The organism is Paenibacillus sp. FSL R5-0744, from assembly GCF_037972555.1.
Classification (GTDB): domain Bacteria; phylum Bacillota; class Bacilli; order Paenibacillales; family Paenibacillaceae; genus Paenibacillus_AQ.
The window spans coordinates 1,285,336-1,305,677 of sequence record NZ_CP150228.1 but is presented as its reverse complement, the minus strand read 5'-3'; the positions used below and the strand labels follow the sequence as shown (position 1 = coordinate 1,305,677).

General features: G+C 44.5%; 18 protein-coding genes. 5 read left to right on the top strand and 13 right to left on the bottom strand.

What is annotated here, in order from left to right; translation table 11 throughout:
* Positions 1 to 22: 22 nt before the first annotated feature.
* Both MKY19_RS05725 and MKY19_RS05720 read left to right on the top strand, forming a co-directional pair.
* Positions 23 to 814: an SDR family NAD(P)-dependent oxidoreductase gene (locus MKY19_RS05725; RefSeq protein ID WP_042185493.1), complete on the top strand. Its 792-nt coding sequence runs from the start codon at positions 23 to 25 to the stop codon at positions 812 to 814.
* 86 nt (positions 815 to 900) lie between these two features.
* Positions 901 to 1,863: an S-layer homology domain-containing protein gene (locus MKY19_RS05720; RefSeq protein WP_339245581.1), complete on the top strand. Its 963-nt coding sequence runs from the start codon at positions 901 to 903 to the stop codon at positions 1,861 to 1,863.
* Positions 1,864 to 2,003: 140 nt separating this feature from the next.
* Here the strand turns inward: MKY19_RS05720 and MKY19_RS05715 are convergent, their stop codons facing one another.
* Positions 2,004 to 2,750, bottom strand: a complete 747-nt coding sequence (locus MKY19_RS05715) for a hypothetical protein (protein ID WP_339269237.1) — start codon at positions 2,748 to 2,750, stop codon at positions 2,004 to 2,006.
* Between the two features lie 169 nt (positions 2,751 to 2,919).
* On the opposite strand from MKY19_RS05715, the gene MKY19_RS05710 reads away from it, so the two are divergent.
* Complete coding sequence (locus MKY19_RS05710; RefSeq protein ID WP_339804179.1) at positions 2,920 to 3,975, top strand: UvrB/UvrC motif-containing protein; 1,056 nt, start codon at positions 2,920 to 2,922, stop codon at positions 3,973 to 3,975.
* A gap of 176 nt (positions 3,976 to 4,151) precedes the next feature.
* Here the strand turns inward: MKY19_RS05710 and MKY19_RS05705 are convergent, their stop codons facing one another.
* Genes MKY19_RS05705 through MKY19_RS05680 form a run of 6 tightly spaced genes read right to left on the bottom strand, consistent with a single transcriptional unit; the run spans position 4,152 to position 10,845 of the window.
* Complete coding sequence (locus MKY19_RS05705; protein ID WP_339801107.1) at positions 4,152 to 5,507, bottom strand: aspartate aminotransferase family protein; 1,356 nt, start codon at positions 5,505 to 5,507, stop codon at positions 4,152 to 4,154.
* Entirely contained in the window at positions 5,497 to 6,312 is an 816-nt protein-coding gene (gene phnX, locus MKY19_RS05700; protein WP_339801104.1) for a phosphonoacetaldehyde hydrolase, read from the bottom strand. Before phnX ends, MKY19_RS05705 begins: the two co-directional genes overlap by 11 nt.
* On the bottom strand, positions 6,309 to 7,403 hold the full coding sequence (phnW, locus tag MKY19_RS05695) for a 2-aminoethylphosphonate--pyruvate transaminase (protein ID WP_042185485.1): 1,095 nt from the start codon (positions 7,401 to 7,403) through the stop codon (positions 6,309 to 6,311). The genes phnX and phnW overlap by 4 nt, the downstream gene beginning before the upstream one ends.
* Positions 7,404 to 7,431: 28 nt before the next feature.
* Positions 7,432 to 8,433, bottom strand: coding sequence for an extracellular solute-binding protein (locus MKY19_RS05690; RefSeq protein ID WP_339801101.1), 1,002 nt, complete (start codon positions 8,431 to 8,433; stop codon positions 7,432 to 7,434).
* A gap of 47 nt (positions 8,434 to 8,480) precedes the next feature.
* Entirely contained in the window at positions 8,481 to 10,100 is a 1,620-nt protein-coding gene (locus MKY19_RS05685) for an ABC transporter permease subunit (RefSeq protein WP_339269228.1), read from the bottom strand.
* Positions 10,093 to 10,845, bottom strand: coding sequence for an ABC transporter ATP-binding protein (locus tag MKY19_RS05680; protein ID WP_339801098.1), 753 nt, complete (start codon positions 10,843 to 10,845; stop codon positions 10,093 to 10,095). Before MKY19_RS05680 ends, MKY19_RS05685 begins: the two co-directional genes overlap by 8 nt.
* A 197-nt stretch (positions 10,846 to 11,042) precedes the next feature.
* On the opposite strand from MKY19_RS05680, the gene MKY19_RS05675 reads away from it, so the two are divergent.
* Both MKY19_RS05675 and MKY19_RS05670 read left to right on the top strand, forming a co-directional pair.
* On the top strand, positions 11,043 to 11,816 hold the full coding sequence (locus MKY19_RS05675) for a DeoR/GlpR family DNA-binding transcription regulator (RefSeq protein ID WP_339801095.1): 774 nt from the start codon (positions 11,043 to 11,045) through the stop codon (positions 11,814 to 11,816).
* Between the two features lie 546 nt (positions 11,817 to 12,362).
* Positions 12,363 to 13,706 carry a methyl-accepting chemotaxis protein gene (locus MKY19_RS05670; protein ID WP_339801092.1) on the top strand — a complete coding sequence of 448 codons (1,344 nt, stop codon included), beginning with the start codon at positions 12,363 to 12,365 and terminating at the stop codon, positions 13,704 to 13,706.
* A gap of 92 nt (positions 13,707 to 13,798) precedes the next feature.
* Here the strand turns inward: MKY19_RS05670 and MKY19_RS05665 are convergent, their stop codons facing one another.
* The 6 genes from MKY19_RS05665 to alr form a co-directional block, all read right to left on the bottom strand.
* A complete protein-coding gene (locus MKY19_RS05665; RefSeq protein WP_339269220.1) occupies positions 13,799 to 16,027 on the bottom strand; it encodes a Tex family protein in 2,229 nt (742 codons plus the stop codon).
* A gap of 118 nt (positions 16,028 to 16,145) precedes the next feature.
* The gene (locus tag MKY19_RS05660) at positions 16,146 to 17,345 is read right to left on the bottom strand and encodes an MFS transporter (RefSeq protein WP_076284029.1); all 1,200 of its coding nucleotides are present in this window, start codon (positions 17,343 to 17,345) and stop codon (positions 16,146 to 16,148) included.
* Between the two features lie 171 nt (positions 17,346 to 17,516).
* On the bottom strand, positions 17,517 to 18,125 hold the full coding sequence (locus MKY19_RS05655) for a TetR/AcrR family transcriptional regulator (protein WP_339801089.1): 609 nt from the start codon (positions 18,123 to 18,125) through the stop codon (positions 17,517 to 17,519).
* A gap of 156 nt (positions 18,126 to 18,281) precedes the next feature.
* Entirely contained in the window at positions 18,282 to 18,632 is a 351-nt protein-coding gene (locus MKY19_RS05650; protein ID WP_042124727.1) for a type II toxin-antitoxin system PemK/MazF family toxin, read from the bottom strand.
* A 3-nt stretch (positions 18,633 to 18,635) separates the two neighbouring features.
* Positions 18,636 to 18,917 carry a CopG family ribbon-helix-helix protein gene (locus tag MKY19_RS05645; RefSeq protein ID WP_025698676.1) on the bottom strand — a complete coding sequence of 94 codons (282 nt, stop codon included), beginning with the start codon at positions 18,915 to 18,917 and terminating at the stop codon, positions 18,636 to 18,638.
* A 214-nt stretch (positions 18,918 to 19,131) separates the two neighbouring features.
* The gene (gene alr / locus MKY19_RS05640) at positions 19,132 to 20,313 is read right to left on the bottom strand and encodes an alanine racemase (protein WP_339801086.1); all 1,182 of its coding nucleotides are present in this window, start codon (positions 20,311 to 20,313) and stop codon (positions 19,132 to 19,134) included.
* Between the last annotated feature and the right edge of the window lie 29 nt (positions 20,314 to 20,342).

The following is a 20,342-nucleotide window of genomic DNA, read 5'->3' as shown; positions in this document are numbered from 1 at the left end:
AACGCCAAGGAGGAAATTCATCATGTTAGATCAACGATTGCAAAATAAAGTTGCAGTAGTCACAGGCGCAGGGTCCGGTATTGGAAAAGCTACAGCCATAAGGTTTGCTCAGCACGGAGCTAAGGTATATATGCTTGATCGCACCCCTGAGGAATCCTATGAAACTAAACGTGAAATTGAATCCATTGGAGGAACAGCTACAGTTATCGAATGCGATGTTTCCAATCCAGGTCTTGTCGAAGAAAGTATTCGTAAGGTTGCGGATGAGGCTCGGAAGATTGATATCATTTTTGCGAATGCTGGCATTAATGGTACATGGGCTCCAATCGAAACACTAGAAATCGAAGATTGGGACCAGACGCTAGATACCAACCTACGCAGTACCTTTGCCACAGTAAAATATGCTATCCCCCATATGAAAGAAAATGGCGGAAGCATCATTATCACTAGCTCTATTAACGGAAATCGAGTGTTCTCGAACATCGGCGCTGCTGCGTACTCCTCTTCCAAGGCTGGACAAGTCGCTTTTATGAAAATGGCTGCGCTAGAGCTGGCGCAATACGGTATCCGCGTAAATGCGGTCTGTCCTGGATCGATCGACACTCAAATTGGAGATAATACGGATAAGAGTGATGATCTTCAAGAAGTGAAGATTCCTGTAGAATTTCCAAAAGGCAATCATCCTCTGGAAGATGCGCCCGGTAAACCTGAACAAGTAGCCAATCTAGTATTATTTCTCGCCTCGGATGAGTCTTTCCATGTCACAGGAACTGAGATCTATGTAGATGGTGCCGAGTCACTCCTTCGCGGATAACGTTTTACTTGAATCTTTATAATATTTTAAATTGCCTGCAACATTTTGGTCTAATCTACCATCTAAGAGTATGGAGGTGACGCATAATGAAGAAATCATTATTCATAAGTAATGTCAAAACAATGACGATAGCCTGCGGTATTCTAGCAGCAAGCCTGTCATTTGGAGCATCTGCTTTTGCTTTTTCGGATTTGAAAGGTGATCCTGCGGAAGCAAAAATTAACTCCCTGCATAAAGAGGGGATTATAAATGGAGTAGACAAAGATAAGTTCGCGCCTAAATCTAAAGTAAGCTTTGCCCAAGGGATTCAGTTCATCGTTGGGGGTCTGAATCTGTCTCCGAAGCCAGAGGCGGGTAACAGCTCATCCAAAGCTAGTGATTATTTTGATAAGGTGAACGACAAATCTTGGTATGCTTCAGCCTTCCTGACTGCCAAGCAAAATGGTCTTTCACTTGATCGAACAGTAGATCCTAACGGAACCATCACCCGTGCTCAGTTCGCTCACTTATTGACGCAAGCACTGCAAAGTAAAGGTAACTTCCCGGTTACACTCATGTATGTAGACATTAAGGATGGCGATAAACTTTCTACAGAGGTTATAAATAGTCTCCAGATCCTGTTGAATACACATATCGCCACACTCGATAAGAACGGTAATTTCCGGCCAAATGATGCCATTACCCGTTCGGAAGCAGCCGCGATGACCTACGATGCAGCTGCTTTTGCCAAACGCGTAATTGTGTCTAATGGCAGCCCTACTACTCCAACCTATGAGACTGAGGTTACACTAACCAAAGCGGGTGAAGGAGTAAACAAGGCTACATTGACCGTTAACAACTTACCGCATTCTGGATATGGACTAGTGATTGAGCGAATCGAATTTGGCAAAGACAAGACCGCTGTGATTTATTTTAATGTGACTGCTCCTGATCCAGGAAAAATGTACGCACAGGTGATCTCAAAAGCATCTGTTGTCACTTATCTGCCAGAGGGATATAAAGCGATCGCTAAATCGGTATCTGGATCTACATCTAGCGCTACGCAATAAAAGCTCCGGACTCGATTCTTATGGAACGAATCAAACGAAGGTGCCCCAAAAGCCGTAAAATGGCTACTGAGGCACCTTCGTTTTTTGGGTTCTCCCCCATGTTCTAAACTACCCAAGGACTAATAAGAATTTCTTACTTCTCAGGGTGTCCATTGATCGTGAATAATGCCTACTAGTGCATGATCCTCTCCAATCTTCTCGAAAACTAGACGCAGGCTGCGCCAGTCCATCCCTTCGACAGAAGGATCGATGCCAGTAATATGATATTCAACGAAATCATATTGCTCCTTGGGATACACTTCGTTCAAGTTATTGATCGTTGTACCTTGCCCAAGCCCCTTGTTCACAGCAATTTCGGCCGTCTGAATGAAGTCTGCATCGTAGACAAACCGCTTGTAGTAATCTGCGAATGTCAGCTCAATTAAATCACCCGATCCAGCAAATGTTCGCCAGACTCTTTTGGTAGAGTCATTCATTAATCCTTCCACTTCATCCTTGCTGAATACAAGATCATTCTTCGTATCTACGTATGCGTATGGAGAAAAACGTAACCCTTTATCTGAATGTACCCATGCGGCCAATTGCTTCATATCCTTATTTTTAATAGACCTTATGACTGTCGTCGCAGCTTCCTCTACAGTTGGCGGAAGTCCCTCCTGATCCAGTGGCTGATCCGTGCTTGATGGCTCCGTCTCCTGTAGTGGCTCCGTAGTAGCCGCTGGTTGTGCAGTTTGTGTCTGCTCTGGCGTTTGCTCAGGCATCTGCATTTGCGTCTGTTCTGGGGTCACCTTCGGTTCCGTTCCCGCTTCTGGCGTTCCTCTGCATGCTGTAAGCCATAACATAGCTGCTATCAGCGCCAAACCACCGATATTTCTTGCGAAGTACATAAGATCCCTCCTCGTTTTTGATCCCTCGCTCTTTAGACTGATTTGAACAAATGAAGGTTGCAGGCTTATACTAAAACTATCAGTCAAACAACTCTTATGAGAGGGCGGGGTTACTATTCATTTAACAGAAAAACTTAAAAGCCTTCCCCTGACTCCCGGCGTGTATCTCATGAAGGATGGCCTTGGCCATATTATATATGTGGGTAAGGCGAAACAGCTGAAACGGAGAGTGAAATCCTATTTTCAAAACTCGAAGTCTCATTCCCCAAAGGTAAAACAGCTCGTTCGACATATTAAAGATTTGGATATTATCCTTACAGATACCGAATTTGAAGCTTTTATGCTGGAGTGCAAATTAATTAAAGAAATAAAGCCCATGTACAATAGAAAAATGAAAAATCCGCAAGCCTATACGTATATCGTAATAGGAACGGATGATAAAATGCCTTCGTTAGAGATTACCTATGATCCTGCTGTTCAAAAAGGTAACCATATTTGGGGCCCCTACACGAGCAGAAGTACCGTGGAAAGAGCCGTGCAAGGCATCAAGGAAAGCTCAAAAATCCTTTGCAGCAATCCAAGCTTCAAAAATTCTTTATGCCTAAACCATTCGCTTGGCTTATGCATAGGGATGTGTGCTGGCGGCGATGCTGCCGTTCAATATAATACAATCATTGATAAAGTCATAGCCCTACTAAACGGAACGGATTCCAGTCTCCTTGTGGAGATGGAGCAACAGATGACTGAAGCTGCAGAGCAATTTGACTTCGAAACCGCCGCCAAATATAGGGATTACATCGGAGCCATCAGCTTCCTGAATCACAAAGAGAAGGTTATCGAATTCGCTGCAGAGAATCAGAATATCGCGATCCTTGAGGCCATGGATGAACAGACGCTTAAACTCATATTGCTCAAAGGCAATCGTATCCTGGCGCATACTAAGCTCGAATACGATCAACCCGATATTACCTACCTGCAAGCCGTTATAACATCAGCGATTATGGACACTTTCTGCGGTGAACTTAACCAGGCCCCGGCAGCAATTACTCGCCATGAAATTGACGAAGCACAAATTATATACAACTATTTAAAAAGCAGCTCCTGCAGCTACATCATCGTGCAAGAGGATTGGCTTGCAGCTAACAATCATTCCCGTCTAGACACTGCGGTGGACGAGCTGTTGCGTATCTTTTTAAATGCTGCTCCAGCCCATTCGTATAATTAATCTACCTTGTAACTGCGGTGAATGTTTGGACTTCCGTCCCCTTCATCTCATCTATTGGCTCAACTGTTACTCTAAACTTACCCAAAAAGAGCAGGTCTTCATTCCTTAAACGACAAAACAGGTTTCTCCCCCCATGTACGGAGCGGAAGAAACCTGTTTTGAAGCTTGCCTATCTCTCAACTATATTTACACAATCCTTCATCCAGAAGATTAACAGCAAAAGTTAATTGCTCTTCAGATACAATAAGCGGAGGATGCCAAGTGATGCAGTTTCCTCCAGCCAATTTAAAAGAAAGACCCTTCTCCAAGCAATAATACAGTACTCGCTCAGCTAATTCCTCATTCTTCTCTTTGGTGTCTCTGGACTTCACAAGTTCAATAGAAATCAGTAGTCCAGCAATACGGATATCTCCTATGCAAAGATGTTTAGCCGACAGAGTGTCAAGCTTCCCTCTTACAAATTCAGACCTGCTGATACATTGTTCCTGCAGATTTAAGTCATCGATATAATCGATGGTGGCACAGATCGCTGCACTTCCTAACGCCGGTTTCTCATGGGTATAGTGCCCCAAAGAAATATCCCCCGCACAATCATATTGCGTTCTGGTAAGCACCGCTGCTTGCGGGATCACCCCTCCACCTAACCCTTTTCCTAGCACGAGGATATCCGGTTCGATATTGAAATTCTGATGGACGTAGAACCTACCGCTTCGCATCAGCGCTGTAGGAATCTCATCAAAAATCAGTAGAATCCCATATTCATCACATATTTTTCTTAATCTTGTGAAATAAGAGATAGGCGGGATATGCGTATCCGTCGCCCGAATAGGCTCAAGTAAGATCGCCCCGATCTCTCCCTCATGCTGAATCATATATTCCAGATAGTCGAGGCAGAAGGTAGCCACTGCTTCATGGGAATGACTTCCCAGCAGGTTGCGGTATGCGTTAAAAGGAATGGCTTTCAGCATTCCTGGCATTTGCGGGCCCATGTCCTTTTTAAACACGTATTCTCCTCCGACAGCGATCGTGTCCAGCCCCGCGCCATGAAAGGACTCCCACATGGAAATGACCTTATGCTTCCCCGTCCATTTTCGAGCAACCTTAAGGGCCAGACCTACAGCTGCACTTCCGGAAGGCGTAAATAATACTTTATAGTCCTTCGAGGTCGTTTTGTTGATTAAAGCTTCTGCAGCTTTCACCGCAATATCTGCCGTAAATCTTCTTGGAATGAACGGTAGCTCGTCGAGCTGTTTTTTCACAGCTTCAGTTACGTATGGATTCTTGTAGCCAATCTGATGAATGCTATTTCCATGAAAATCAAGATATTTGCGTCCATTCACATCTGTGATATAACATCCCTCAGCATCTACGATACTGTTCAAGCACGGCGTTGACATGGATTGTCGCATATATGCACGCACGTCCGCTTCGATCCTATCTATACTCACAGCGCTTAACTGGGTCATCCACTCTGTCCGCAAAGGGCTAAAGTTGATGTCACCTTCTCTTTTCAGCTCATGATTATCTCGCATAAGGTCTGATTCCTTGAGAAATCAGTACATTGATTCGCCCAATCAGCTGAGGCAGCTCACTCATCGATTGAATCGTAAAGTCTGCCCCGTTTTGAATAAAAGAGGTTTGTGTCGCTGAGATCACCATTTCCTTCTCCACGTCTGAAAGTGCATTAAATTCCTCCTGGCTTAAGCCCATTTCAGAGCTTCCAATGATTACACCTACGGACCAGACGCCTGCATTAACACCTTCTTGAATGTCTGAAATCGTATCGCCTACCTTAACAACCTTCCATGCTGCCGATAACTTTAAAGCTTCCATATTATGATAAATCATATACGGGTAAGGTCTTCCCAGTGAATGCGTTCCATCTGGCGTGATTACATAATCCGGTTGATAGCCCTTCCCAGCGGCATTCGGAATTACAACATCCATCATGGACTCTGTATATCCAGTCGTTGAACCAATCTTTAGTCCTTGGCTTCTGAGCAATTGGACGGTCTCAATAACCTGCGGAATCGGATCAGTATATTCGGATAAGGATGCCATCAATGCCGGTTCGAATTCAGCATACAGGTTCTCTACATCCTGTTCAGTAAAAGCTCTGCCATACTTTTCTTCCCACAAGGCACCTACTCTTGGCATGGATAACATCGAACGGATATGATCTATTTTCAGCATCCCCATAGGGGCTCTTGCTTCCTGCATCGTAACTTCAAGCCCAGCTTCCCGAAAAATATCAAGGAACACATTCACCGGTGCAAAGCAGCCAAAATCAACCGCTGTTCCTGCCCAATCCAGAATTACGCCTTCGACTTGATTCATTGTGTCATTCCTCCCATGTATGCTTCGATAATATTACATAAGTTCTGAATATCTTCTTCGTAAATCTCACCAATATTCCCAATCCGGAAGGTGTCGTGCTCCGTTAATTTGCCTGGGTAGAGGACGTAGCCTTTTTCTTTCACATATTCATAGAAATCTTCAAAGCTGAATGTCTCGTTCGGAAAAAGAAAGGTGGTTATAATAGGAGACTGCTTATCGTCTGTGATATACGCCTCTATTCCTATTCTCGCAAGTCTTTCTCTCAGTATGCGGTTATTATTCTGGTATCTTGCTGCCCTTGCAGGAATGCCACCTTCTTCGATCAGTTCTTCAATCGCTTTCGAAAATGCAGCCACTACATGGGTCGGAGACGTATAGCGCCATTTCCCATCCGCGTCCATCGCCTTCCATTGATCGTATAGATCAAGTGATAGACTACGTGCATTCCCTTTACATGTGAGCAGCTTATCCAGCTTTGCAATGACAAACCCAAATCCCGGAACACCCTGAATACATTTATTGGCGCTGCTGATTAAATAGTCAATTTCAAGCCCAGGTACATCAATCTCTATTCCACCGAAGCTGCTCATCGCGTCGATAATTAATGTTTTATCGTAGGCTTTTGCCAGTTGTGAGATCATCTCCAGCGGGTTAAGAATCCCTGTCGTCGTCTCGCAATGCACCATCGCAATGTGCGTAATGGCTGGATCCTCTTTAAGAATCCCTCTAAGCTCTGCCTCTTGGGGGAATTCATTATATAGGGCACTATACACACGATAATGGAGTCCGATATATTGCGCCATTTGCACAATACGTTCTCCGTAGGCACCGTTTGTAATAATCAAAAGCTTATCATCCGCTGAAATCGCTGTAGTCAGCACAGATTCCACTGCAAACGTACCACTACCCTGCATGAGAACTGCCGTATATTCATCGTTCGTTGCCCTTGCCAAATCCAGAAGTCTGGATCTGATTTGTTGTGTAATGTTCTTATAGTCCTGGTCCCAAGTACAACGGTCAAAGAGCATTTGCTCTTTGACCGTGTTAGTAGTTGTCAATGGACCGGGTGTCAGCAATTTATAGTTGTTCATGGCCCTTCACTCCTTGTTTTAATCTTATTTATTTCGATTCTTTAAAGAATTGTTGATGTTGCTCCAGCAGTTCCACAGTCAACGGCTTAACAAATTTCATACTGTGTGCAGGCTTATGGATATCACTAACCGTTTCATCTTTATACAGAGCCACTGGGTAATTTGTAATTAAGTCTTTTCTAGCATCTTTAATAATCGTTTCTGCCATTTTCATAGCCAGCTCTGTCGTTGCATCGTCTTTTTTCACCACGGCTACGGATTCTGTAAGCGAGAAGTTACCTTCCGTTGGATCTACATAGTCAATCGGTGCGCCTTCTTCTTTAGCTAATACTGCCTGATGACGAAGTCCAAAGCCTGCAGCTACTTCTCCTGCTTTTACCTTTTTAATCGGACCGGAACCAGAGCTTTCCAGATGTGGGCCTACATTAGCAACTAAATCATGCAGAACCGTTTCACCTTCTTCTTCCCCGTATTGCGAAATAATCGCCTGAACCAACAACCAGCCTGTCGAAGAGTCCATAATGTTCGGAACAGATACCAAGCCTTTAAATTCTGGTTTTGTTAAATCCTTAATGGACGTTGGCATCGCCAAGCCCTTATCTTTAAGCACCGCTGTGTTTACAAAAATAGCACCGGTATTCGCCAAAATCGGCGTATAGTACGCTGGATAGGAATCTAGCGCGTTAGTCGTAAACGATAGATCTTTAAACATGCCATGTTTCTCTTGCGCACTTTCTACAAAATAAGAGCTCATCGTGATCAGGTTAGCCTCAATTTTGTCTCCCTCTGCCATCAGCTTTCCACCCAGCTCAGAAGTGCCCAAGGATTGAAAGAGATATTGCCCTTCGTACCCCGCACCTTTTAGCGCAGTCTCCATAGAGGCTACAGCTTCTTCATCCGCATTGGTCAAAATCACTACTTTACTCGCATCACCCGCTGCTTTATTTCCACAACCTGCTATTGTGAACACCAAACTCAAAGCCACGATAGACAACATAATTCCTTTGAATCCCTTAATTCTCTTAGACATAATTTCTCCCTCACTTTAACTGGTTTTTTTATATTTAAAATCGTTAACTAACGAGAGTTTGAGTGCCGTTTCTGGAGATAGTCACCTAGGAGCTTAATGATAAGGTTGGTGCAAAAGATCAGGATGGATAGGACAAACACCTCATTAAATTTGGCGAAATGCTGCAGCTCTTTTATTTTGCTGGCAACTACCGAGGTTTGGGCAGTCACTAGAAAGATAATTCCGCTAATGGTCACCATCGCATTGATAAAATAGTAGCTGGCCATCTCTATCACCGTGGATGCAGAGTTCGGTAGAATGACCCGGCGTATCGTCTGCAGCCAGCTGTCACCTAATAATTCAGCAGTGGTCTCCCACGATGGATTCATTTTCGCCAGAGAGTTCTTTGCCATCAAATAAGGAGTCGTAAAGTAATGAACAAGGGTACAGAGCACAAGAATCGTAAAGGTTCCTTTGAGACTGCTGTTATTGAACAGAAGTAGATACGACAGACCAAGGACCATACCCGGTACCGTGTTCGTCACCATCGATAGGATGTCAAAAGTCGCTTTCCCTTTTATAGGCGTTCGCACATTGATGATAGCCGCAGCATAAGCCACGATCGTACCTACGATTGCCGTCAGTCCTGCTACGAGCAAGGAATTTTTATATACATTGATTAAATCGCTTGATTGAAAAACATCCACAAAATGCTTGAATGTAAACGTAAGATCATAAGGATAGCCATTCATCAGTGGTGCAACGAACATGACTGCAAATACAGCTAGTAGACCGATTAGAATCACGGATGAGATTAGTCCAAGAACCGAATCTCTGCCTTTATTCGGGATCATCTCGATTTCAGTCACCTTGTCATAATGGAAGTTGAATTTTTCAAGATACGTTAACAGTACAACCCCGAACGCCGCCGGTATTAACATCAGTACAGCAATAACTGCCCCATTGTTGAAATCCGGTATAGCCCCAAGCATGACCTGATACAGCTGAGTAGCAACCACGTTATACGTCCCCCCCACCGATGCAGGGATCCCAAAATCCGTGAAGCTTAGGATAAAAGAAAGAACAAACGCCCCTCCCAGAGTCCCCCACAAAGGCCGAACGATGGTGTTCATGAAGCTTCGCAGCGTCCCATCCCCCATAAGCTTGGATACGACGATGAACTTTTTATCAATGTACTTGAACGAATTATGAATCAACAGGAAAGCTGAAGGTAAGGTATAAATTACGTAGCCTATCAACAGACCATTAAATCCATAAATCTCGAATAAATTCCGTCCGAAAATTTTAGTAATCAGTCCCTGGTTGCCAAAAGAGTACATTATCGCAAAACCGTAAGTAATCGTAGGCAACAGCATCGGAATTAGGATTCCAGTTCTAATGATGCTTTTTAACGGGCGATAGATTCTTGTACAGTGGATAGAATAGGCTAGGATAAAGGCTAGAACAGTCGTGATGAGTGCCGTAACACCGGAGACCTTCATACTATTTCCGATGGACTCTCGAATCTCTTGATCTGCCAGAATGGTGAGATAATTGGATACCGAATAACCTTGGCCCGTTTCAAACGAGCGGATAAATAAAACTGCCAGTGGCAAGATCAGGAAAACGATAAATAACAATACGATTGGGATAAAAATGATCCGCATTTCCGGTTTAGCTTTAGGCATAATGTTCACCGAACAGGTTATAGATATTTTCCCGTTTCACTTGCAGTTGCCCCAGAATAAATTCTTTTACAAAATCATTGCTAGGTTGTTGAATGATCTCTTGAGGTGTTCCGAATTGGGCAATATGACCTTGATTAATGATGAGAATTTTATCCGACAGGGTTAACGCCTCTTCCGGGTCATGGGTGACGATAATCGTCGTAAGCTTATATTCTCTGGCGATGGATTTAATCCGAGCTTTAATAGATTCCTTGATGATTCCATCCAGTGCGCTTAGAGGTTCATCGAGCAGTAATAATTTGGGCTTCATTACGAGCGTTCTTGCCAAAGCCACCCTTTGCTTCTGCCCACCCGATAGAGCGCCGATCTTCTTCGTTAAATGCGGCTTTAATTCCAGAAACTCGATATACTCCTGAACCTCATGCTCCGACGTTAATCCCTTTTTATTTTTCAGACCATAAACGATATTTTCGTAAGCATTAAGGTTGGGGAAGAGCGCATAATCCTGGAACACTATATTAAATCCGCGTTTCTTCATGGGTACATTGCTTAAATCTTGATCATTAAAAATGATTTGCCCCTGCTCCATCTCTGAAAGTCCCAAGATGATGTTTAGCAAGGTGGTTTTGCCACTCCCGCTGGGGCCGAGTAAGGAGACAATTTCCCCTGCTTGGATGTCTAGACTAATATCCTCTAGAACAACCTTGTTATCGTAATGCTTGCTTATGTTTTGTAATTTAAGCAAAGGTTCCACCTCCTCAAGTACAACCTCAGTATAAAAAGGTTTTGTTTTTGAGGATAAACAGTTACGTAAAATGTATGTAAATTATAAATAAGTTGTGAGTATATTATAAGTATATCATGACTAACTTAGAAAGGAGTAGTTGCTACCCAATATTAATCCCTTTATACTTCAACTATCGAAAGCGATATAAACTTTGAATGGGTGATTACATGTTTCCACTGGAAAGACAAAAGAAAATCATAGAAATCTTAATGTTCAAAAAGGTTCAGAAGCTGCCGGAGCTAGCAGAAGAGCTTAATATTTCTATCGATACCCTTCGCAGAGATATCAACCTGCTGGACAAGCAAGGGAAGATCAAGAAGATTTATGGTGGAATTAAACTGGTGGAATCGGAGTTTGCTGAATCTCCAATGGATGCGCGGATGGTCGGTCACTTAGAGGAAAAGAAAATGATCGCCCAAAAGTGCAGCGAATATATCAACGATGGGGATTGCATCTATCTGGACAGCGGCTCTACCACCTATCAGATCGCCAAATATATCAAGAATAAAAAGAATCTCACGGTCATTACGAACTCAATTCCTGTGGTAAACGAGCTGATGAACAGTGCGGTTGAGCTTATTATCATTGGCGGAAAGGTCCGACTAAATGAGCAGTCTGTCATTGCATATGATTATCTATTTAATTTCAGTGAATTAAATATCCTTAAGGCTTTTATTTGCGCAAGCGGCATTACCCTTGAAAAAGGCATCTCCGACTATAACCTGGAGGAAGCGCAAACGCGCAAAAAAATTATCGATCTCTCCAAAGAAGTTTATGTTGCTGCTGACCATACTAAATTCGGGAAAGATGTGACCATCGGCATCGCCTCACTCGATAAAATTGGGTACATTATTACCGACCGTAATATAGATCGAAGCTTCCAGCAGAAGTTTAAAACCAAACGCACGAGCTTGATAATTGCGGAATAAAGACTTTCTTCATCCATCTAAAAACACAAAAAGGCCTCTCCTTGGATTTGAAATGGTGGTGGTAACTCCATTTTACCTAGGGGATTTTTGTGTTTTTTAGAATCATTGACACTTACCTGATGCGTTGATGATAATTAGGGAATTTCTCCCTATATATCAGAGATTTATACGCATCAGACTACTAATTAGGGAAAACCTCCCTATAATTCAGGTGATTCGTTGGTAAATGTAGATATTTGCCTAATTTTCAGGGAGGAATTCCCTAATTCCATTGATTTTATGCAAATATCAGCTTTTTTCAGGGAGTTTTTCCCTAATTACTCTCCCAAACATCATTTTTCCGAACATCCCCGAACTTAACATCATAGACAGCATTTCAGGAATCTCTTAAACTAAAAAATCAGAAGTACTAATACATTATGGAGTGTGAATATGCCCTTGAATCAGATGTCCGAGTTACACAAGAGAAACAAATTAATTATTTACTTGTTTTGGGGCTGTTTGTTGTTCGGTTCAATTTCGCTTTACAGATTTCCACAAACAATCATGGCGATTATATCAGCAGCGGTACCCCTTGGATTATTGTGTACGGTACTAATTTGGAAACGTGTGGCTACACCCTATATTATGTACATAACAGCTATTGGCTTTAATATCATTACATACTTCTACATCGATGCAGGGGCAAATATCATTAGTACGTTAATTCTATACTGGGGTCTAGGCATCGTATCCCTCTATCACAACTATCGCCCATTGCTCCTTAATGGTGTGATAGCTTGTATCTTACTCAACTATTTTCTAATGACCAAACCCGCTTTCGAATCCGTTGATGCCTTAAGTGTTAACGTTTTTCTCATCATGATGATACTGGTTCTGATCTATCAGAGTCAGATTGGTGCGAAAATGTTCAAAAATATGTCTAAGAGCAGCAACGAAGCTGAACGTGCCAGAGCGGAAATGGAGACTATCCTTACAGGTGTTACTGAATCCGTAGGAGTTCTGAGTCAATCTAGTAATCTAATGCATAACAACGTACTGACAACAGATCGAATTTCCAAAGAAGTCGTAACCGCCTTCCAAGAGATAGCTAGTGGAGTAGAATCACAAGCACAGAGTGTTAGCGATATCTCAAATGCTATGCAGCAGTTAAACGAATCAGCTATGCAGGCAAATGCTGCCTCCGTCTCCATGAGCAATAGAAGCCGTGAAACGGATCAAATTACGCAAGAGGGGCAAGATGAAATCATTCGCTTAACTGGAACTATGTCTGAAGTTACGGATATCGTAACGAGTACTGCTGGCTTGATGACACAAATGAATGAAGAAAATCAGAAGATTGAATCGATTGTTTCCAGCATCGTAGGAATTGCTGAGCAGACGAATCTTTTGTCGCTAAATGCTTCCATTGAAGCCGCTCATGCGGGGGAACACGGCAAAGGTTTCGCAGTCGTATCCAATGAAATCCGAAAATTGGCACAGAGCTCCCACAATGCATCGGCGGACATTGCCCGGATTCTCAGAAGCATTCAAAATAATATTGCCCAGGTTGGCGATATGGTTTCAAACGGGTTGCTAGTTGTAGAATCAGGAAAAAATTCCACTGATGATATCGCTCGATTATTCGAGGGCATTCGAAATAATACACATCAGGTGCTTGAACAAGCCGAAGACCTGAAGGATAGGAGCGATCATATCCGGCATGCATCCACCCTTGTACTCGGCGAAGTTAATTCAGTGGCTGCAATTACCGAAGAGAATACCGCAGCTATTGAACAAGTCCTCGCTAGCGCTGAGGTCCAGCAACAACATGTTTCTGAAACTGTGATTAGCATCAGCAATCTAAATGAGTTAGCTATTAAGTTAGACAATTTAACGAGATCTTCATAGATACAACTGTTTGTTTCAATACCATTCAGTCAAAAGAAAAAGCCATCTACTCCTCACGAAGTAGATGGCTTTATTTGTTCACTTAGTTCACTTTAGCTAAGACTTCCTGCCTCAACACGCGGCGGACGCATGGTCAGGCTGACCCGGCCCTTCTTCAGGTCAACACCCATCACCCAGACGGTGACATTATCTCCTACGGAGACAACATCCATCGGGTGCTTCACAAAGCTGCCGCTGAGCTGGGATATATGCACCAGCCCATCGTTCTTGATCCCGATATCGACGAATGCGCCGAAATCGATCACGTTGCGGACGGTTCCCTGCATTTCCATGCCGGGAACCAGATCCTCGATCTTCAGCACGTCGGTGCGGAAGATCGGCAACGGCAGCTCCTCGCGCGGATCGCGGCCCGGACGCTGCAAGCTCTCCAGGATGTCGCGAAGCGTTGGCACGCCGACATCCAGCTTCACAGCCAGCTCCTCGGCATTTTGTGCCTCCAGCTGTGAAGCCACTTCTTTGCTGCCCAGCTTGTTTACATCGAGGCTTAGCTCGCGGAACAAGCGATCCACCACCGGATATGACTCGGGGTGAATAGGCGTGCGGTCCAAGGTGTTATCCCCTCCAGGAATCCGCAGGAAGCCGATACATTGCTCATAGGACTTCGCACCCAGACGAGGCACCTTTTGTAGCTGCTTCCGAGTCGTGAACTTACCGTTCTCTTCACGGAATTTAACGATATTCTTAGCAATCGTTCCATTAACGCCAGCTACGTAAGAGAGCAAGGCTGGAGATGCCGTATTCACATCAACACCCACATGGTTAACCGCCGATTCCACGACGGCCTTAAGACTCTCCTCCAGATGCTTCTGGGAGACGTCATGCTGATACTGTCCCACACCGATAGCTTTCGGATCGATCTTCACCAGCTCCGCCAGCGGGTCCTGCACACGGCGGGCGATAGAAGCCGCGCTGCGCTCTGCGACATCCAGATCCGGGAACTCCTCCTGCGCTAGCTTAGAAGCAGAATAGACACTCGCTCCTGCTTCATTAACGATCAGGTAGGCCAGCTCTGGATTACCAATTTCAGCAATCACTTCTGCAGTAAATTGCTCGGTCTCACGAGAGCCTGTACCATTTCCGATAACAATAAGCTGTATTCCATATTTAGCGATTAGTTCTTTAAACTTAGCAGCAGCTTCAACCTTCTTGTTGTTCGGTGGTGTTGGATAGGTCACGGCTACTTCAAGCAGCTTACCAGTATCGTCTACGACGGCTAGCTTACAGCCCGTACGGTATGCAGGGTCAACACCCAGCACACAGCGCCCCTTAACTGGCGGCTGCAGCAGTAGGCTACGTAGATTACCAGAGAAGATCGAAATCGCTTGGTTCTCACCCCGTTCGGTCATCTCCCCACGAACCTCACGCTCCACAGAAGGAGCAATCAGACGCTTATAGGCATCCTCAGTTACTGCTTCTAGCAGTTCCTTCACTGGGGATGGCCCTTTAATAATCTTCCGCGCAATGTAGGCATGAATTTTGTCAGTGATAACCTCAATGCCTACCTTTAATATATTCTCACGTTCACCGCGGTTAATAGCGAGTATACGGTGAGGTGGCATTTTGTGTACAGGCTCACGATAGCTATAGTAGTTCTCGTATACGGATTCCTGCTCTGCATCCTTAGCTTCAGACACAAGGATCCCCTGACTTGCCGTATATTGCCGAACCCAAGAGCGGATCGCAGGATCATCTGCAATGTTCTCGGCGATGATATCCAGTGCGCCTTGAAGCGCTTGATCTGCGGTCTCCACTCCTTTTTCAGCATCTATATATTTCACAGCCTCGGTTTGTGGGTCACCTTGTCTTTGCTGCTCCATCATCCAGTTTGCAAGCGGCTCTAAGCCTTTTTCCTTTGCAACACTAGCACGAGTCTTACGCTTCTGACGGAAAGGACGATATAAGTCCTCCACTTCCTGCAGCTTGACCGCATTGGAGATTTGTTCATGAAGTTCTTTGGTCAGCTTGCCCTGCTCTTCAATATTGCGGATAACGTCTTTCTTACGTTCGCCCAAATTGCGAAGATAAGCCAGGCGCTCTTCAATATCACGCAGCGCATTCTCGTCCAGCTCACCCGTCATTTCTTTCCGGTATCTGGCGATGAACGGAATCGTATTCCCCTCATCCAGCAGTCCAACCGTTGTACGCACCTGCTTCAGGCTAATGTTCAATTCCTTGGCAATCGCTACAGTAATCAATTCCTGCTCCCGCTGTGCGGCCGCCTCTTCCGTAATGACTCCCGTATTGCTGTTATCTACCGTCATTAGTATCCCTCTTCCCGTACACAATCTGCTTATACAATTCTTGTTCTCATAACTAAAATAGTATCACAGATCGGCTCTGTTCCAAAGTCCAGCCTAGAGAGGAGGTAGATTGGGTGGTTTACGCACGTTGTCCCATTCCCCTTTTTCCAGAACTAAGTGACAACATAAAACATAATGCTAGAACAAACGCCGCTGCCACATATGGAAAGTTAATACTTAGATCAAAAAGATACCCTGCAACGATAGGCCCTGCGATATTTCCAAGACTCGTATAAGCAGAGTTCATTCCTGCTACGAAGCCTTGCTGCGTTTCCCCCGCCATCTTGGATAACTGGGTGCCTACCGCTGGTCGAAGAATATCCATAGCCAAGAATACGACAAAGGTAATCGCACAAATCGCCCAGAAGCCACTTACAAACAGCGTCAACAGAATAAACATTGCAGCAGTTATAAGGCAAGTGGAGATTACCTTATTCTCGCCGAATTTATTCAGAATCCAGCCAAACGCGGATACCTGCACCACAGCACCGGCGATCGAGCCAAAGGTAATCACAAAAGCAATATCTTTAGGGGTAAAGCCAAATTTATGGTCCACGAACAATCCGAATACCGTTTCATAGTTAGCCAATCCAAAAGCCATAACAAATACAATAATTAACCCAAAAAAGTAAGGTTCACGATAAGAACGCATCAATTGCGTGAAGAAGCTCTCCTGATTATTTTTAGATAGCTTCGCTTCCATCCGTTTCTCTACAGACAGAGACTCAGGCAAGATCAAAACTGTGATTAGAGCTGCGATCCCAGCCGCACCAGCCGCACAGAAAAAGGGTACCCGCATGCCAAGCTCAGCAAGATAACCGCCAATCCCTGGACCGATAATAAATCCGGTAGTAATGGCTGCGTTAATAAGCCCCATGCCTTTCGCTCTCTCTTCAAAAGAGGTCGTGTCCGCTACATAAGCCATAACTGCTGGCATAATTAACGCAGCGCCTACACCACCGAGCAGTCTTGAAACGAACAGGAGCCAGGACACATTCGCCAGACCAAAGAGCAGCTCTGAAAAAGCAAACACGATCAGACCCGCAACGATCACTTTTTTTCGGCCAATTCTGTCGGATAACCTGCCCGCGAATGGCGATACTAATAATTGGGCAAGGGAGAATGAAGCCACTAACAGCCCAACGGTACTTCCTGTGATCCCAAGTTCATTCATGTAAGTAGGCATGATAGGGACTACAAGTCCGATCCCTGTAAAAGCAAGAAAAATATTAAGCATAACAAGTAGCATAGCGCCCCTGTTTCTAAGTAGTAATGACATTGTGTTAACCTCCGTAGTTTCTAAAGCCAAGTCTTCAAATAGTTTCCCTGTAGAGACCGACCATCCGGTCTAAATTATAGCAAAAAAATAATCCTTCTAATCCGGTGCCTTTAAGAAGCTTCAGCCTTCTTGATTCCTGAATGTAAAGCTCCTTTCAAGCCCCATTATATCTTACCCCGTATATATCCCTTGTAATAACAATCGTACTGATTCCCGGTAATATTTTTTTATATCATCCGGAGTCTTTTCAGGAATAGAACATTCAGCAGCTCTTCCGATCCCTTCGAGCATACCATTTACAATAATCACATAATCCTCTAAATCACCCTTAATAAAACACCCCGTGTCCATGCCTTCCTTCAGAAGATCACGACACGCATGCGAGGCAGCCTCATATAAATGAGCAAGCCGCTTAGTGATATCTTCCGGATGAACTCTGCTTCTAGAGAATTCCTCAAGTGCCCGAATCAACGGATTCTGAAAATCATTTGCATAGTGCTCGGCTAAAGCATATAAACGCTCCTGAACACCAACAATTTCATTCTTCTTATCTTCCCACGCCTGTAACCACTGCGCGGTATCCTCTTCTACCACAAATAGAAAAAGTTCATCCTTGCTCGGAAAATGATGATATAAGCTGCCCTTACTAACATTCGAGGCTACGCAAACTTCATTCATTGTTACAGCTGCATACCCCTTCTGAACAAACAGCTGTGTGGCTTTAAGTACAATTCGTTTCTTTGTTTCTTCTCCGTCTGAACGTCCTCTGATTCTAAGCACCTCCTAAACCGACCGTACGGTCTAATACTATCAGATCATTTTGTAAAAGTGAACCCCTAATCCTTTTTTACCATGAGTTCGTAAAAATGCACATCAAAAGACGCCCGGATTCGTACCCGAGCGCCTATCTCATGGATTATCTATAACCCTGGGTGATTAAAAATCAATCAGTCCGAGGCTGATTTGCAGCGAATCATCCACCTTCTTCATAGTCTCATCATCAAGGTGGGTGATCTTGTCAGTTAAGCGTTGTTTGTCAATCGTCCTAACCTGCTCCAGCAGTATAACAGAATCTCTGTCAAAGCCATGAGCTGCTGCGTCAATTTCCACATGCGTAGGTAATTTAGCCTTCTGGATTTGGGCCGTGATTGCGGCCACAATTACCGTCGGGCTAAAGCGATTGCCAATATCATTCTGGATTACCAGTACTGGCCTTACTCCGCCTTGCTCAGAACCTACAACCGGCGAAAGATCAGCAAAAAAAACATCGCCACGTTTAACGATCAATGTCTACACCCCGCTTACTAAGCGGCCAAGAGTGCTGTCTGCATCTTCCTCCGCGAGGAACGCCTCGCATGCCATGGTCAAGTTGATCTTAGCCATTTCCATGTAGCCGCGCTGCATGGACTCCCGGATAGAACGTTTCCTCCGTTCGCTCAAATACAGCTTCATGGCCTGCCTAATCAATTCACTCCGGTTGGAATTCTCCAATTGAACAATTCCGTCCACTTCCTGCAAGAGATGATCGGGCAAGCTGATCATGATTCTTTTGGTGTTCTGCAAATTGGCCACCTTCTCTTCCACCCCCACAAACCTTCTGCCCTTGTGTTCCAGTGTTGCAATATACAAGGAATTTTATACAAGGAATATATGCCGCCAGTATATCAAGTATGCTGCATCCCATTATAAACTAGAAATGGCGGTTCGTATAGGCTTTTAGTCATATCTCCTAAAACGATACAATTCCTTCTATTTTCTCCCTTGAATAACATCACTGTCAAGAACTTTAAGATTGTAACAGAGCATTTACTAATTTAGGAAGTGTGCCTTCACGGATATAAACGCGCGGCACCCGATGAGCCAGCATGCAAATTACCTCGTAGTGAATCGTTCCAAGATGGAGAGCCAACTCGTCTGCCGTGACCATCACGTCAGCTTGACGGCCGATGAGTACAACTTCTTCGCCTGCTTTAATTTGTTCCGCTTCTTCAGCGAAAGATTTGAGTGATACCATACACTGATCCATGCAGATTGTTCCGACGACAGGAACGCGGCGTCCACGTATTAACACCTCCGCTTTGCCAGTTAGCATGCGGGAATATCCATCTGCGTACCCCACAGGTAACGTTGCGATAATCTCCTCGCTGTCTGTGAAGTACCGAGTGCCGTAGCTGACGCCCCAATGAGAAGGCAGGCTCTTCACATATACAACCTGCGTCTTCAGCGTCATTACCGGATGTAGTTCTACCAGCTGACGGTTTACCTCAGTTGAGGGATAAAATCCGTACAAGCTGATGCCTACCCGCACCATGTTGCTGGATAAATAAGGTGAATCAATGGCCGTAGCGCTATTGCCCGTATGTATGATCGGGATCTGAATGTTCTGCTCCCGCAGCGTTTCCGCCACGCTCATGAACCGTCGATGCTGTTCCAGTGTATAGCTTTTGTCTAGTTCGTCTGCCTTGGCAAAATGGGTAAACATACCCTCCAGCTCCGCCTGCGCAACAGACTGCACTTCAGAGATAAATGCGGGTGCGTCATCTGGTAAAAGACCCAGTCGCCCCATCCCGCTATCAATCTTGATATGCACCTTCAGCCGATGTTCCGGATCTATAGGAAGCTGTCTAACAGCCTCTAATACTTCCGGTGTGAACAGTGTTACAGTTACATGGTTCTCCCAGGCAACGGCTATTCCTTCTGGAGAAGTGTAGCCAAGCACCAGTATAGGAATCAGTATTCCCGCCTGACGCAGCTCCAATGCTTCATCCAAAAAAGCCACACTAACATAATCTGCTCCGAGTCTTTCCAGTTCCCGTGTCACTTCCACTGCTCCATGGCCGTACGCATTTCCTTTGACGCATCCCATAAACTTTGTCTCTGCCGGCAAGTAGCGGCGAAAGGCTTCGTAATTGGAACGCAATTCATCCAGATTAATTTCGGCTACTGTCGGTCGATAGCTTGCTTGCACTTCAAAGTCACCTTCTTACGTTGTAGTAA